The following is a 14384-nucleotide window of genomic DNA, read 5'->3' on the forward strand; positions in this document are numbered from 1 at the left end:
TCACAGCTCCCGGTGGACCTTCGTGTTCGACGCCTGGGCGCGGGGGCGGAGGACCAGGAGGTCGACGTTGACGTGGCTGGGGCGGGTGATGGCCCAGGTGATGGTGTCGGCGACGTCGTCGGCGGTGAGGGGCTCTGCCACGCCCTCGTAGACCTTTTCCGCCTTTGCCTCGTCGCCGGAGAAGCGGGTCAGGGCGAACTCGTCCGTCTTGACCATGCCGGGGGCGATCTCGATGACGCGGACCGGCCGGCCGACGATCTCCAGGCGCAGGGTCTCGGCGAGGACGTGGGCGCCGTGCTTGGCGGCGACGTAGCCGCCTCCGCCCTCGTAGGTGCCGTGGCCCGCGGTGGAGGAGACGACCACGACCGTGCCGTCGCCGCTCGCGTCCAGCTTGGGCAGCAGGGCCTGGGTGAGGTGGAGCGTGCCGATGACGTTCGTTTCGTACATCTGGCGCCAGTCGGCCGGGTCGCCGGTCGCGACCGGGTCGGCGCCGAGCGCGCCGCCCGCGTTGTTGACCAGGACGCCGATGGTCTTGAAGGCCGTGGCGAACTCGTCGACCGCCGCGCGGTCCGTGACGTCGAGGGCGTAGGCCGTGGCCTGGTGGCCCGCCTTGTTGATCTCCTCGGCCAGTGCCTCGATGCGGTCCTTGCGGCGCGCGGTGAGGACGACGCGGTAGCCCGCCGCGGCGAGCTGCCGGGCCGTTGCGGCGCCGATTCCGCTGCTCGCACCGGTGACGACGGCGATGCGGGAGGCTGCGGACGGGGCGGCGGTGGCCATGGGAGCTCCTCGGGCGTGGGTGCGGTGGGCGGGGCCGGCAGGACCCCCAGCGCTTCCGGCCAGGATAGGCGGGGCCCGCGGTGGGAGAATGAGGGCGGGTGGTCCCAGGTTTTCCGGTCTTTCCTGGAGGTGGATCATGGGCGAGGCACGTGAGGTCATGGACCGGCTCACGGACGCGATCACCACGCACGCCGATCTGAAGGTCATCGGCGAGCTGTACGCCGAGGACGCCGTCGCCTTCACCCCCGACGAGGGGGAGCTGCACGGGCGCGACGACATCGTCGAGTACTGGCGGACGATGACCGAGGCGGTTCCCGACGGGTCGTTCCAGGCGCTGCACTCCTACGAGGTGGGAGACACGGCCATCGACGAGGGGGTCTTCAGGGGGCGCAACACCGGGCCGCTGGAGCTGCCCAACGGTGAGACGCTCCCGCCGACGCAGAAGGAGATCAGGATCCGCGGGGTGGACATCGCCACCGTGCGGGACGGGCGGATCGTCGACTACCGGCTGTACTTCGACGAGATGGACTTCCTGGGGCAGTTGGGGCTGCTGCCGCCCGACGAGCCGTTCTGAGCCGATCCGCGGGGCCGGTCAGTCTCCTCGCGGGGCGTACATGATGACCGCCATGCCCGCGAGGCAGATCAGCGCGCCCGCGATGTCCCAGCGGTCCGGGCGGTAGCCGTCCGCGACCACGCCCCAGAGGATGGAACCGGCGACGAAGATCCCGCCGTACGCGGCGAGCACACGGCCGAAGTGGGCGTCGGGCTGGAACGTCGCGACGAAGCCGTACGCGCCGAGCGCGAGGACGCCGCCGGCCGCCCACAGCCAGCCCCGGTTCTCGCGCACGCCCTGCCAGACCAGCCACGCGCCGCCGATCTCGAACAGGGCGGCGACGACGAACAGGGCGGCGGAGCGGAGCACGAACATGATGGTCAGCTTCGCATGCTCCCTAGCGCCCGGCCCGGGCCTCCGCCGCGTACGCCGTCGGAGGTACGCCCACCGTCGCCGTGAAGTCCCGTACGAGGTGGGCCTGGTCGGCGTAGCCGAGGTCGGCGGCGAGGCCGGCCCAGTCGACGTCGCCGCGGTGGCCGGCCTGTTCCAGGGCCTCGTGGATGCGGTAGCGGAGGATGACCCACTTGGGGCTGACGCCGACGTGGGTCGAGAAGAGGCGTTGCAGCGCCCGTACCGACAGGCCTCGCGCCTCGGCGAAGTCGCCGACGCGGCGCACGGTGCGGTCCGCGCGGATGCGGGCGACGAGGTCGATCGCGAGGTCTGACTGAGGGTCGGGGGTACAGGTCAGGGAGAGCAGGAAGGTGTCGAGGGCGGCGACCCGGGCGCGGTCGTCGGCGGGGGTGACGACCGAGCGGGCGGTGTCGGCGGTGACCTGCGGGAACACCTCCTGGGCGGGCAGCGTGCGGCCTGTCCAGCGGGAGACCGGCGTCCCGGGGGTGTACGGCCGGAAGCCGCCGGGGCGGAACTTCGCCCCGCAGACCCGGCCCCGTCCGGTCAGCTTCCTGGTGTAGAGGCCGAGCGCGACGCCGGTGACCTCGCCGTAGGGCGGTCGCTCCTCCTCGTCCCACTGGAACGTGAGGTTGACCGAGGGGTGCGGGACCACGTGGGAGGCGTAGGGCGCGGGCAGGTCCCAGTCGATGAGCCAGTACCACTCGACGTACCGGCGCAGCGGCTCGGCGGGCTCGTGGCGGCGGAATCGCACGCGGTTCAGCAGCCCGGACGGGTCGACGATCCCGCGGGTGTCGTGGCGGGGTGCCTCCATGGCCGGATCGTACGTCGCGTTTCTTCAAGATGGGCGGTCGTGAGTGTCCCTACGGTCGGGGCATGGACACGAACCCTGTGAAGACGTACGGCATGGGTGAGCTGCTGGGCCTGGCGCGGGAGCGGGCGGTGCCGGTGGTGCGGGGGATTCCCGACGCGGCGCTCGCCGCGCCCACGCCCTGTGCCGAGTACGACGTGCGGGCGCTGGTCGATCACCTCTTCCAGGTGATCACGCAGTTCCAGCGGCTGGCCGCGAAGGAGGCGTCGGACTTCGGTGAGAAGCCCGAACCGGTCGCCGGTAGCCCCGAGTGGCGTGAGCGGCTCGCTCAGGAGTCGGACCGGCTGGTGGCGGCCTGGTCGGCGCCGGGTGCCGAGGAGGGCACGACGGGCGGGATGAACATGCCGGCGCGGCTGGTCGGCTCGATGGCGCTGCTCGATCTGACCGTGCACGTGTGGGACCTGGCGCGGGCGACGGGCCAGGAGTACCCGGGTGCCGACGAGGAGGTCGTGGCGGAGCTGTCCGGCGCGGTGGACGAGCTGGCGCCGACGGCCAGGAGGATGGGGGTGTTCGGGGAGCCGGTGCCGGTGGCGGAGGGCGCGTCGGCCTGGGAGCGGCTGCTCGGGCGGACCGGCAGGGACCCTTACTGGAATGCCCCCGCGCCCGCTGCCGTTCCCCCGAGTACTGTTGAAGGGTAAACAACCTGGAGGGTGAGCGACCATGCAGTTCGGGATCTTCAGTGTCGGCGACGTCACGCCCGACCCGACCACGGGCCGGACACCGACCGAGCGCGAGCGGATCAAGGCCATGGTCGCCATCGCGCTCAAGGCCGAGGAGGCCGGGCTCGACGTCTTCGCGACCGGCGAGCACCACAACCCGCCCTTCGTGCCCTCCTCCCCGACCACGATGCTCGGCTACATCGCCGCCCGCACCGAGCGTCTTGTCCTCTCCACGGCCACCACCCTCATCACCACCAGCGACCCGGTGAAGATCGCCGAGGACTTCGCGATGCTCCAGCACCTGGCCGACGGCCGGGTGGACCTGATGCTGGGCCGCGGGAACACCGCGCCGGTGTACCCCTGGTTCGGGCAGGACATCCGGCAGGGCATCCCGCTGGCCGTCGAGAACTACGCCCTGCTGCACCGCCTGTGGCGCGAGGAGGGCGTCGACTGGGAGGGGAAGTTCCGTACGCCGCTGGAGGGCTTCACGGCCACGCCCCGGCCGCTGGACGGCGTACCGCCGTTCGTCTGGCACGGGTCGATCCGCTCCCCGGAGATCGCCGAGCAGGCCGCGTTCTACGGCGACGGCTTCTTCCACAACAACATCTTCTGGCCGGCCGACCACACCAGGCGCATGGTCGAGCTGTACCGGGCCCGCTACGCCCACTACGGGCACGGCACGCCCGAGCAGGCGATCGTCGGGCTCGGGGGGCATGTGTTCATGCGGCGGAACTCGCAGGACGCGGTGCGCGAGTTCCGGCCCTACTTCGACGTAGCCCCCGTGTACGGGCACGGGCCGTCGCTGGAGGACTTCACGGAGCAGACGCCGCTGACCGTCGGCACCCCGCAGCAGGTCATCGAGAAGACGCTGGCCTTCCGGGAGTACGCGGGCGACTACCAGCGGCAGCTGTTCCTGGTCGATCACGCCGGGCTGCCGCTGAAGACCGTGCTGGAGCAGATCGACCTGCTGGGCGAGGAGGTCGTGCCGGTGCTGCGCAAGGAGTTCGCCGTGGGCCGCCCGGCGGACGTGCCGGACGCGCCGACGCACGCGGCCCGGCTCGCGCGGGCCCGGGGGTGACTCGCGAGCCCGGCCCGGGGGTGACTCGCGAGCCCGGCCCGGGGGTGAGAGGACGGTAGGCACCCGGTCCGGGGTTGTGCGGGCCCGGGTGAGAGCGGAGTAAGAAGGACGCTCCGGCGCAGCTCATCCGGTCCCGGACACCCGGTGTCTTGGCACACTGGTCGCGTGCCCCCAACAGTGCTGCTCGCCGAAGACGACCGCGCCATCCGCAACGCCCTGGAGCGCGCCCTGACCCTGGAGGGATACCAGGTCATGGCGGTCGCCGACGGTGTCGAGGCACTGGCGCAGGCCCACCGCAACCGTCCGGACGTGCTGGTCCTGGACGTGATGATGCCCGGCATCGACGGGCTCCAGGTGTGCCGGGTGCTGCGCGCCGAGGGCGACCGGACGCCGGTCCTGATACTGACCGCGCTCGTGGAGACCGCCGACCGGATCGCCGGCCTGGACGCGGGCGCCGACGACTACGTGGTGAAGCCCTTCGACGTGGAGGAGGTCTTCGCCCGGCTGCGCGCGCTGCTGCGCCGCACCAGCCCGGTGGGCGTGGGCGACCCCCTCGGCGGCGCAGCGGCCGGCGGCGGACCCACCGGTGCCGCGCCCGTGCCCGAGGCGCCCAGGCAGCTGCCCGACCGGTTCATCGAGGCCGCCGGCATCCGCATGGACCCGCAGGCGCGCCGGGCCTGGCGCGGCGCGCGCGAGCTGGAGCTGACCCGCACCGAGTTCGAGCTGCTGGAGCTGCTGGTCCGCAACACGGGCATCGTCCTCGACCACTCGACGATCTACGACCGTATCTGGGGCTACGACTTCGGCCCCGGCTCGAAGAACCTCGCCGTCTACGTCGGCTATCTGCGCCGCAAGCTCGACGATCCGGACGGGCCGCAGCTGATCCACACGGTTCGGGGCGTGGGTTATGTGCTGCGGGAGGACTGAGTGGGCCGCCTCCGCTGGCGCTTGAGCGGGCGGCGGCTGAGGCTGGTCTCGCTGCGCACGACGTTCGCGGTGTCGTTCGCGGCGGTGACCGCGGCCGTGACGATCCTGGTCGGCATCCTGTCCTACAGCGCGGCCGCCCGGCTGGTGCGGGTGGACCAGCAGACGGTGTTCGACGAGGTCGTGCAGGACCTGCGGGACGAGGTGCGGGAGAACCGGATGACGCCGGAGGACTTCTCCTCCGCCGCGCCCGGCCACGATCTCGTGCGGCCCGCCCGCACCGATGTGCAGGTGCTCGGCCCGGACGGTCATGTCGTCGACGCGGGCAGTCCGGGACTGCCCGTGACCGGGGCGGATGTGCGGATCGCCGCCGCGGTCACGTCGGGGCGGGTGGTCGAGCACAAGGACGTCGACGTGGGCGACGACGTCTACCGCGTCGCGACCGTCTCCCTCGGCGGCGGCCGGGGCGCGGTGCAGGTCGCGCAGGAGTTCAGCGACGTCGAGGACCTGCTGCGGGCGTTGCAGCGGCGGACGCTGCTGCTGATGGCGGCCGTGGTGATCGCCGCCGGCCTGTTCGGCTGGTGGCTCGCCCGGCGCATCACACGGCGCCTGGTCGTCCTCACCGACGCCGCCGAGGACGTCGCCCGGACCCGCCGGCTCGGCATCCAGGTGCCGGTCGCAGGGCATGACGAGGTGGGACGGCTGGGCCGGGCCTTCGACCGCATGCTGGGGCGGCTCGCCCAGTCCGAGGAGGACCAGCGCCGCCTCGTCCAGGACGCGGGCCATGAGCTGCGGACGCCGCTGACCTCGCTGCGGACGAACATCTCGATGCTCCGCCGGATCGACGAACTGCCGCCCGGGACCCGGGAGGAACTGGTCGCCGACCTCGGCCAGGAGGCCCGCGAGCTGACCGACCTGGTCAACGAGCTCGTCGACCTCGCGGCCGGGCAGTCCGACACCGAGCCGCCGCGGCGGGTGGACGTCGCCGACCTCGCGGAGGAGGTGGCGGGCCTGGCCCGGCGCCGCAGCGGCCGGGAGATCACGCTCCGCGCGAGCGGCGACACCACGACCCACGGACGGCCCGGGATGCTGAGCCGGGCGCTGTCCAACCTCGTCGAGAACGCGGTGAAGTTCGACCAGCGCGGCACGGCCCCCGTCGAGATCGTCGTCGCCGGGCCCGCCCGGCCCGGCACGATCCGGGTCGAGGTCCTCGACCGCGGCCCCGGCATCACCGACCACGACCTCGCCCGTGTCTTCGACCGCTTCTACCGCGCCGCCGACGCCCGCGCCCTGCCGGGTTCCGGCCTCGGCCTGTCCATCGTCCGCGAGGTGGCCCTGGCGCACGGGGGAGCGCCGTTCGCGTTCCGGCGGGACGGCGGGGGGACGGTGATCGGGTTCACGGTGGGCGGGTTCCCGGTCGATGACGGGCGACCGGGGCACTGAGTCACCGCAGGTTGCGATACAGCCGGAACCGCCCACCACGCGTGAGACGCACCCCGGGCGTCCCCGAGAACAGCTCGTGGCCCTGGTCGTGGTCACCGGCCTCGGTCGCCTCCTGGTGGGCCTCGGTGCTGGTCCACTCCGTGTACAGCAGCACCCGGCTGCCGTCGACGCTGTGCAGGAAGTGGGCCGAGATCGCCCCGGGGTGTCCGCCCTCCCGGGGCTGGGCCGCGATCGCCGCGTCGGTGAACGACCGCTGCCGCTCGGGCCCGTCGACGTCGAACGCGGCGGTGATCAGACAGCCCGGGACGCGTGTCTCGTGCTCCTCGGCCAGGCTGCGGTCGAGGCGATAGATGGGCGGGCTGACGGGAGGAGGCCCGGCGCCGTCGTCCCACCGCGCGAGTGTCAGCACGGTCTCCCCGTCCGTACTGAGGAACCAGCTGACGTCGGCGAGGCCGGCCGCCGGCGGCTCCAGTGACGCCGACTCCTCCTCCACGAGCGTCTGCTGCCGGTCGGGGCCGTCGGCATGGCGGGTGCCGATCACCCAGGTGCCGGGGGCGGACAGGTCCGGGAAGAGTGCTGAGGGCACGGACGGAACTCCTTCACGCTACGGAGGACGGAAGCGGAACCGTGATCGTGCCCGGGGGCAGCGGGGAGCGGTCAACTGCTTTTCGCCGGCACCCCCTACACGGCCAGCCACACCGCCTGGTCCGGCCCCAGCCGGCCGTTCTCCAGCGGGCCGCTTGCCAGCAGGAGCCCGGAGTGTCCGGGCAGCTCGTACGGTTCGGGGGAGAGGTTGACCACGCACATGAAGCCCGGGTCCCGGCTGAAGGCCAGCACCCCGTCCGGTGCGTCCAGCCAGGTCATCGAGCCGTCGCCGAGGGCGGGATGGTCGCGCCGGACGCGCAGCGCAGCACGGTAGAGCTCCAGCATGGACGCCGCGTCGCCGCTCTGGCTCTCGACGGTGTGCTCGGCCCAGCGGGCGGGCTGGGGCAGCCAGGGGCCTGCCGTGGCGCCGTCGGGGCTGAAGCCGTAGGGGGCGGTGTGCCCGGACCAGGGGATCGGGACGCGGCAGCCGTCGCGGCCCCGGTCGGTGTGGCCGGAGCGTTCCCAGGTCGGGTCCTGGAGGAGCTCCTCGGGCAGGTCCTCGACCTCGGGCAGGCCGAGTTCCTCGCCCTGGTAGACGTAGGCGCCGCCGGGCAGCGCGAGCATCAGCAGGGCGGCGGCCCGGGCCCGCCGGGTGCCGAGCCCGAAGTCCAGGGGGCCTTCAGGGCGGTAGCTCTCGTTCGCCACCCAGCGCTTGGCGGTACGGCGGCCGTAGCGGCTCGGGTGGCGCACCACGTCGTGGTTGGAGAGGACCCAGGTGGCCGGAGCGCCGACGCCGCCCAGCATGGCGAGGGAGTCGTCGATCACCGCGCGCAGGTCCTTGGGGTCCCAGCTCGACATGAGGAAGTCGAAGTTGAAGGCGGTGTGCAGACCGTCCCTGCGGACGTACGCCGCCAGCCGCTCAGGTGTGTCGGCCCAGGCCTCGGCGACGAAGGAGCGGTCACCGGGGAACTCGTCGGCGACCCTGCGCCAGGAGCGGTATATCTCGTGCACCTCGTCGCGGTCCCAGTGCGGATGGTCGACGTGCCGCGAGGGCGGCCCGGCGTCCGGGTCCCGGCGGGGTGGCAGGTCGGGCAGCTCCGGGTGCTTGATCAGGCCGTGGGCGACGTCGATACGGAAGCCGTCCACGCCCCGGCCGAACCAGAACCGCAGGATCGACTCGAACTCGGCGCGCACCTCGGGGTGCCGCCAGTTCAGGTCGGGCTGCTCGGGCGCGAACAGGTGCAGATACCACTCCCCGTCGGGCAGCCGGGTCCAGGCCGGGCCGCCGAAGCAGGACACCCAGTCGTTCGGCGGCTCCTCCCCGTCGGGTCCGCGCCCGGGCCGGAAGACGTAGCGCTCGCGTTCCGCGCCGCCCGGCCCGGCGGCCAGGGCCTCCTGGAACCAGGCGTGCTGGTCGGAGGTGTGGTTGGGCACGATGTCGGGGATCACGCGGATGCCGTGCGCGTGGGCTTCCTCGATGAACCGCTCGGCGTCGGCGAGGGTGCCGAACAGCGGGTCGATGGCGCGGAAGTCGGCGACGTCGTAGCCGTGGTCGGCCATGGGCGACTTGTACCAGGGGTTGATCCAGACCGCGTCCACGCCGAGGGCCTTCAGATAGGGCAGGCGCGAGCGCAGGCCGGCGATGTCGCCGACGCCGTCGCCGTTCCCGTCGGCGAAGCTGCGGATGTAGACCTGGTAGATGACGGCACTGCGCCACCAGGCGGCGGTGGGGGACACGTTGCTCCTTAGGGATCTCTCGGGTCTACTTCGCGGCGCCGGCGGTGAGCCCGGCGACGATACGGCGCTGGAAGAGCAGCACCATGACCACCAGCGGGACCGTGACGAGGACACCGGCGGCCATCTGGCTGCCGAACGGCGTCTCGTAGGTGGTGGCGCCGGTGAACTTGGAGATGGCGACGGTCGCGGTCTGCATGCCTGGCTTGTTCGTCATCGACAGGGCGATGAGGAATTCGTTCCAGGCGGCGATGAAGATGATGATCGCGGTGGTGAAGATGCCCGGAGCCGCGAGCGGCACGATGACCTTGCGGAAGGCCTGGCCGCGGGTGCAGCCGTCGACCATCGCCGCGTGTTCCAGCTCGTCCGGCATCTGCCGGAAGAACGTGGTCAGGTTCCACACCGCCAGCGGCAGCGCGAAGGACATGCTGGGCACGATCATCGACTGGTAGGTGTTGATCCACCCGATGTCCGTGAACAGCTTCAGCAGCGGCACCACGATCGAGACGACCGGGAACATCGAGGTGGCGATGATCAGCGTGAGGATGAGCCGCTTGAAGCGGAACTCCAGCCGGGCCATCGCGTAGGCGGTGAACGTGGCGAGCAGCAGCGCCGCCACGGTCGTGATCCCGGCGACGACCAGACTGTTGAGCAGCGCGCGCCCGAACCCCTGCGTGGGGTCGAACACGGCCCGGTAGCTCTCGAAGGACAGCGGGGCCGGGACGAGCGAGGTGTCGAAGATGTCCTCGGTGCGGCGGAGGCTGGAGACCAGCATCCAGTAGAACGGGGCCAGACAGTAGGCCACCACCGCGGTGATCCCCAGATACGGCAGCCACTGCCGCCACTTGGCCGTGAGCGTCATGCCGCCACCTCCGTACGACGGCGCCTTCTCCTGCCGTCGCCCCCGATGAGGTCGGCGCCGAGCAGCCGCACGAAGGCGAGCGCGATCAGGAACACATACAGGAAGAGGATCACCGCGTAGGCGGAGGCGGGCCCGAAGCGGACGTTGGCCGCCTCGTTCTGCGCGAGCATCGACAGCGTCTCCACGGAGTGCTTCTGCGCGCCGACGAGGATGTAGGGCAGATCGAACATCCGCAGCGCGTCCATGCAGCGGAACAGCACCGCCACCAGCAGCGCGGGCTTCACCAGCGGCAGGGTGATGTGCCAGAACTGCCGCGCAGGCCGGGCCCCGTCCATGCGGGCCGCCTCGTAGACCTCCTTCGGGATCACCTGGAGGCCGGCCAGCACCAGCAGCCCGATGAAGGGCGCGGTCTTCCACACCTCGGCGACGATGACGGCGACCTTGGCGTGGAAGCCCTCGGTGGTCCACAGGATCTGCTGCCCGAGCAGCGCGTTGGCCACGCCGTCGCTGTTGAAGATCCACCGCCACAGCAGTCCGGAGATGGCTGTCGGCACCGCCCAGGGCACCAGGATCCCGGCCCGCACCAGGGCCCGGCCCCGGAACGCCTTGTGCATGATCAGCGCCATGGCCACCCCGACCACCGTCTCCAGGCCGACCGTGACGACGGTGAAGAACGTGGTGTTCCAGAAGGCGTTGAAGAACCGCGCCCCGGCCTCGCCGAAGATCTCCGTGTAGTTCCGGAGTCCGACGAACGGCTCGGCGTCGCTGATGAATCCGGTCCTCGGGTCCAGCTCCTTCGGGCCGTACAGCGACTCCTTCAGCGCCATCAGCGTCGGATAGAGCACGACGATCGTCAGCACCAGCAGCGTCGGCGAGACCAGCAGCGCCGCCAGCCGCCCGGAACCGGCGGTCGCCCGGCCCGGCTTCGGCGCCCGCGGAGGTTCGGTGCGGACGTCGGCCTCGGCCGGAGTCCCGGTCATGACCCCGGCCCTCACAGCGCCACGGCCTTCCGCAGCGCCCTCTGCAGATCCTTCAGCGCCCGCGCGCTGCTCTTCTCCCCGGTCAGGGCGGCGTACGTCTCCTGCTGGACCGCCGAGGTCACATCGCCGTACTGCACCACCCGGGGCCGGGGCACGGCCCGCAGGATGGACTCCTTGAGCACCGGCAGATACGGGTACTGCGCGATCAGCTCCTTGTCGTCGTAGAGGGAGCCGTACGGCGGGGCGACGGAGGCGTCCTCCAGGAAGGTCCTGGTGTTCTCCTCGCTGCTCATGAACCGGATGAAGTCCAGGGCCGTCGCCTTGTTCTGGGCGGAGGAGGACACGGCCATGTTGTGGCCGCCGAGGCTGGAGGAGCCGGGCCCGTTCAGACCGGGCAGGGGAGCGGTGGCGAACTTGCCCTTGACGCCGCTCTTCTGGGCCAGGGAGTACGCGTAGGGCCAGTTGCGCAGGAAGACGAGCTTGCCGGACTGGAAGGCCTGGCGGCCGTCCTCCTCCAGGAAGGTGATGGCCTTCTTGGGGATCGTCCCGTCCTTGAAGGATCCGGCGAGGAAGTCCAGGGCCTTCCTGGCCTCGGGGGTGTCGACGTCCGGCCTGCCGCTGGGGTCGGTGACGGTGCCGCCCGCGGAGTTCACGGCCTCGGCGAAGTTCACCGTGAGGCCCTCGTACTTCTGGAACTGCCCGGCGTAGCAGGACATGCCCTTCGCCTCGGGCAGCTTCCTCACCTCGGCGCAGGCGGCGGTCATCTGCGCCCAGGTCGTGGGGGGTTGGGTGACACCCGCCTTCTTCAGCAGGTCGGTGCGGTGGTACAGCAGGCCGCCGTCCGAGCTGCCCGGCACGGCGTACAGACCGCCGCGGTACCGCGAGGTCTCCACCACCGGCTTCAGCATCTTCCCCAGCGGGAACCGCTTCTCGGGCAGCCGGTCGATCCACCGGTGGGCGGCGAACTCCGAGGTCCACACGGCGTCGAGGGACAGCACCGTGTAGGCGTCGGACTTCGTCTCCGCGTTCTGGATCATCTGCCGGCGCTGCGCGTCCGGGTCCGTCGGCAGCTGGATGAAGGTGACCTTCTCCTTCGGGTGCGCCCTGTTCCAGCGGTCGAGCATCGGCTGGACGGTGCCCGTGGTGTCCTTGCCGGCCACGTAGGTGATGGGCCCGCGCCCTTCGAACGACGGTGGCCCGGCCTGCCCCGAGCCGCTGCCGCAGGCGGTGAGGAGCAGCCCGGTGGCGGCGAGCGCGGTGGCTCTGGTGATGGTTCTGATCGTCATGCCTCTCCTGCTGAGACTGCGTTGTCATGGAATGCATGAAGAAAATATGCAGGTCAGAATGCTGATGATGGGCCTCGCGAAGACCATTTCAGGGTCGCTCGGACAACGCTTGCAAGCTAGGGGCGTGTTTTGCCGAAGTCAATGCGTTACGCGGCGGTAATCGGCTGACCGCTTGGGCTTCACTCGCATGAAAGCGCTGTCACAACCACGGGCAGGAGAGCGAATTCCTGTGCTAACGTCCGGCCCATGCCTCCAGCTCAGCGGCACCCCACGATGGCCGACGTCGCCGAACGGGCCGGGGTCTCCACCTCCACCGTCTCGCGCACGCTGCGCGGCCTGTCCACGGTGTCGCCGGAGGTGCGCGCCCGGGTGGAGAAGGCCGCGCGCGAACTGAACTTCGCCGTGTCACGGCAGGCCGCGAGCCTGGTCACGGGCCGGACCGGGACGGTCGCCGTGATGGTCCCGACTCTCGACTCGTGGTTCATGGGAGCCGCCCTGTCCAGCCTGGCCCCGCTGCTGCGGTCGGCGGGCCTGCAGCTCAACGTCTACGAGATCCCGGACCTGGCCGAACGCACGGACTTCTTCGAACACCTCCCGGCGCGCCGCAACGCCGACGCGCTCCTGGTGTTCTCCTTCGACCTCACCGACGAGGAGACGGCCCGGCTGGACGACCTCGGCATGCCCGTCATCTACGTCAGCCAGCACGTCGACGGCCGTCCGAGCGTCTACGTCGACGATGTCGCCGGTGCCCTGCACGGCACCCGGCATCTGCTCAACCTCGGCCACCGCCGGATCGCCTTCGTCCAGACCCAGGGCGCGAGCGGCTTCACCTTCAGCTCCAACGAACGGCTGCTGGGCTACCAGCAGGCGCTCACCGAGGCGGGTGTCCCGCTCGACGACGACCTGGTGGTCTCCACCCGGGTCGGCGACAAGCGCGCCGCCGCCGAGGTGCTCGGCACGCTGCTGAGCCTGCGCGAGCCGCCGACCGCTGTCTTCGCCGAGCAGGACGAGGTCGCCGTCGCCCTCATCTGGAACCTGCGCCAGACGCGGATCGCCGTACCCGAGCGCATCTCCGTCCTCGGCTTCGACGACCAGCCGCTGGCGGACTGGTTCGACCTGTCCACGGTCGCCCAGTCACCGTCGGACATGGGGCGCGAGGCCGGCGAGCTGGCGCTGAAGCTCATCGACGACGCCGAGGGGGGACACGGCCGGCACCTGGTCCTGCCGACGCATGTGATCCCCCGCTCCACGACGGCTCCGGTGGCTCAGCCGGCCGACCGGCCCCCGGCCGATCAGTCCCTGAGGGAGTAGAACCGCATCGGGGAGTTCGGCTCGAAGCCGATGCGCGGATACACGGGCGCTCCGGCGGCGGTCGCGTGCAGCGTCGCCCGGGTCATTCCGGTGGCACGAGCGCCCTCGTACAGCGCCTTGCGCGTCACCGCCTCCCCGTACCCCCGCCGCTCCCACGCCGGATCGGTGGCGACCATCAGGACGAACAGCCGGCCCTGTGCCGCCACCGTGGCGGCACAGCTCACGGGCGTCCCGTCCCGTAGCCCCAGATAGGCGTGCACCTGGCTCTTCCACAGCGAGGACGTGCCGAGACCGTCCCGCCCGTCCTCCAGCGGAAACCCGTACGCACGCGAGTTGATGTCCGCGTAGGCCCGCAGCAGCCCGTCGTCGGTGACGCGCGCGAAGGTCAGCTCGGGGTGGGCCGGCTCCGGAACGGGCAACAGGTCTCCCGCCATGCCGGTGCCGGGAAACGCGTAGTCGAGCCCCGCTTCCTGGGCGGCCTCCCCGAGCACGGCCCGTGCCTCACCGTCGAGGAGGTCCTCGAATACCCACAGGAACCCGGGGCGCTCCTTCGACCGCATGACCCCCGCCGCCTCGTTCAGCCGCTGCTTCAGCAGCCCCGCGTCCGCGCCGACGTCGGTCAGTGTGAGGCAGTTCCAGAAGGCGAACCGGCAGTCGGCCCAGCGGACGGCGATGCCCGGAAGGTCGCGGACATCCGCCCGCGGATCCCGGTCGAGCACCATCACCCGCCAGACGGCGGCGAGCTGCTCCATCGATTCGATCGAGTCCGCGAGGTCGTGCATGGAGGCCTCCCGAGGTCGGCGGTACAGGGAAATTTCTACGCAAGCCCTGCTGGGTTTGTTGCGCATTGTGGGATGGTACTTACAGTGCGTCAGGGGGACGTCGGGGGAGGCGCGTTGTCCATGGTGGATCT

General features: G+C 71.3%; 15 protein-coding genes. 6 read left to right on the forward strand and 9 right to left on the reverse strand.

What is annotated here, in order from left to right:
• Complete coding sequence (locus ACIBK5_RS11065; RefSeq protein WP_399018403.1) at window positions 1–777, reverse strand: SDR family NAD(P)-dependent oxidoreductase; 777 nt, start codon at window positions 775–777, stop codon at window positions 1–3.
• A 136-nt stretch (window positions 778–913) separates the two neighbouring features.
• Between ACIBK5_RS11065 and ACIBK5_RS11070 the strand changes: the two genes are divergently transcribed.
• Entirely contained in the window at window positions 914–1351 is a 438-nt protein-coding gene (locus ACIBK5_RS11070) for an ester cyclase (RefSeq protein WP_399018405.1), read from the forward strand.
• A gap of 18 nt (window positions 1352–1369) precedes the next feature.
• On the opposite strand, the gene ACIBK5_RS11075 is transcribed toward ACIBK5_RS11070, so the two are convergent.
• Window positions 1370–1705 (reverse strand): YnfA family protein, encoded by a 336-nt coding sequence (locus ACIBK5_RS11075; RefSeq protein WP_215119737.1) that lies wholly within the window; start codon window positions 1703–1705, stop codon window positions 1370–1372.
• 22 nt (window positions 1706–1727) lie between these two features.
• Window positions 1728–2552, reverse strand: a complete 825-nt coding sequence (locus ACIBK5_RS11080; RefSeq protein ID WP_399018406.1) for a DUF6597 domain-containing transcriptional factor — start codon at window positions 2550–2552, stop codon at window positions 1728–1730.
• 62 nt (window positions 2553–2614) lie between these two features.
• Here ACIBK5_RS11080 and ACIBK5_RS11085 point away from each other — a divergent pair, with 62 nt between their 5' ends.
• From ACIBK5_RS11085 to ACIBK5_RS11100, 4 genes are all read left to right on the forward strand, one after another.
• A complete protein-coding gene (locus ACIBK5_RS11085) occupies window positions 2615–3247 on the forward strand; it encodes a TIGR03086 family metal-binding protein (RefSeq protein ID WP_399018408.1) in 633 nt (210 codons plus the stop codon).
• Window positions 3248–3269: 22 nt separating this feature from the next.
• Window positions 3270–4346, forward strand: coding sequence for an LLM class flavin-dependent oxidoreductase (locus tag ACIBK5_RS11090; RefSeq protein WP_399018409.1), 1077 nt, complete (start codon window positions 3270–3272; stop codon window positions 4344–4346).
• 165 nt (window positions 4347–4511) lie between these two features.
• On the forward strand, window positions 4512–5273 hold the full coding sequence (locus ACIBK5_RS11095) for a response regulator transcription factor (RefSeq protein WP_399018411.1): 762 nt from the start codon (window positions 4512–4514) through the stop codon (window positions 5271–5273).
• Window positions 5274–6713, forward strand: a complete 1440-nt coding sequence (locus tag ACIBK5_RS11100; protein ID WP_399018413.1) for an ATP-binding protein — start codon at window positions 5274–5276, stop codon at window positions 6711–6713.
• Window position 6714: 1 nt separating this feature from the next.
• Here ACIBK5_RS11100 and ACIBK5_RS11105 read toward each other — a convergent pair whose 3' ends face one another.
• From ACIBK5_RS11105 to ACIBK5_RS11125, 5 genes are all read right to left on the reverse strand, one after another.
• Window positions 6715–7299 carry an antibiotic biosynthesis monooxygenase family protein gene (locus ACIBK5_RS11105; RefSeq protein WP_399018415.1) on the reverse strand — a complete coding sequence of 195 codons (585 nt, stop codon included), beginning with the start codon at window positions 7297–7299 and terminating at the stop codon, window positions 6715–6717.
• A 95-nt stretch (window positions 7300–7394) separates the two neighbouring features.
• Window positions 7395–9035 (reverse strand): glycoside hydrolase family 13 protein, encoded by a 1641-nt coding sequence (locus tag ACIBK5_RS11110; RefSeq protein ID WP_399018417.1) that lies wholly within the window; start codon window positions 9033–9035, stop codon window positions 7395–7397.
• A 25-nt stretch (window positions 9036–9060) separates the two neighbouring features.
• Window positions 9061–9894, reverse strand: a complete 834-nt coding sequence (locus ACIBK5_RS11115; RefSeq protein WP_399018419.1) for a carbohydrate ABC transporter permease — start codon at window positions 9892–9894, stop codon at window positions 9061–9063.
• The gene (locus ACIBK5_RS11120) at window positions 9891–10874 is read right to left on the reverse strand and encodes a carbohydrate ABC transporter permease (RefSeq protein ID WP_399018421.1); all 984 of its coding nucleotides are present in this window, start codon (window positions 10872–10874) and stop codon (window positions 9891–9893) included. The genes ACIBK5_RS11115 and ACIBK5_RS11120 overlap by 4 nt, the downstream gene beginning before the upstream one ends.
• A gap of 11 nt (window positions 10875–10885) precedes the next feature.
• On the reverse strand, window positions 10886–12160 hold the full coding sequence (locus ACIBK5_RS11125; RefSeq protein ID WP_399018423.1) for an ABC transporter substrate-binding protein: 1275 nt from the start codon (window positions 12158–12160) through the stop codon (window positions 10886–10888).
• Window positions 12161–12433: 273 nt separating this feature from the next.
• Between ACIBK5_RS11125 and ACIBK5_RS11130 the strand changes: the two genes are divergently transcribed.
• Window positions 12434–13471 (forward strand): LacI family DNA-binding transcriptional regulator, encoded by a 1038-nt coding sequence (locus ACIBK5_RS11130; protein WP_399019169.1) that lies wholly within the window; start codon window positions 12434–12436, stop codon window positions 13469–13471.
• On the opposite strand, the gene ACIBK5_RS11135 is transcribed toward ACIBK5_RS11130, so the two are convergent.
• A complete protein-coding gene (locus ACIBK5_RS11135) occupies window positions 13453–14253 on the reverse strand; it encodes a GNAT family N-acetyltransferase (protein ID WP_399018425.1) in 801 nt (266 codons plus the stop codon). The genes ACIBK5_RS11130 and ACIBK5_RS11135 overlap by 19 nt on opposite strands.
• Window positions 14254–14384 lie beyond the last annotated feature (131 nt).

It is taken from the genome of Streptomyces sp. NPDC050546 (assembly GCF_044457425.1).
Classification (GTDB): Bacteria; Actinomycetota; Actinomycetes; order Streptomycetales; family Streptomycetaceae; genus Streptomyces.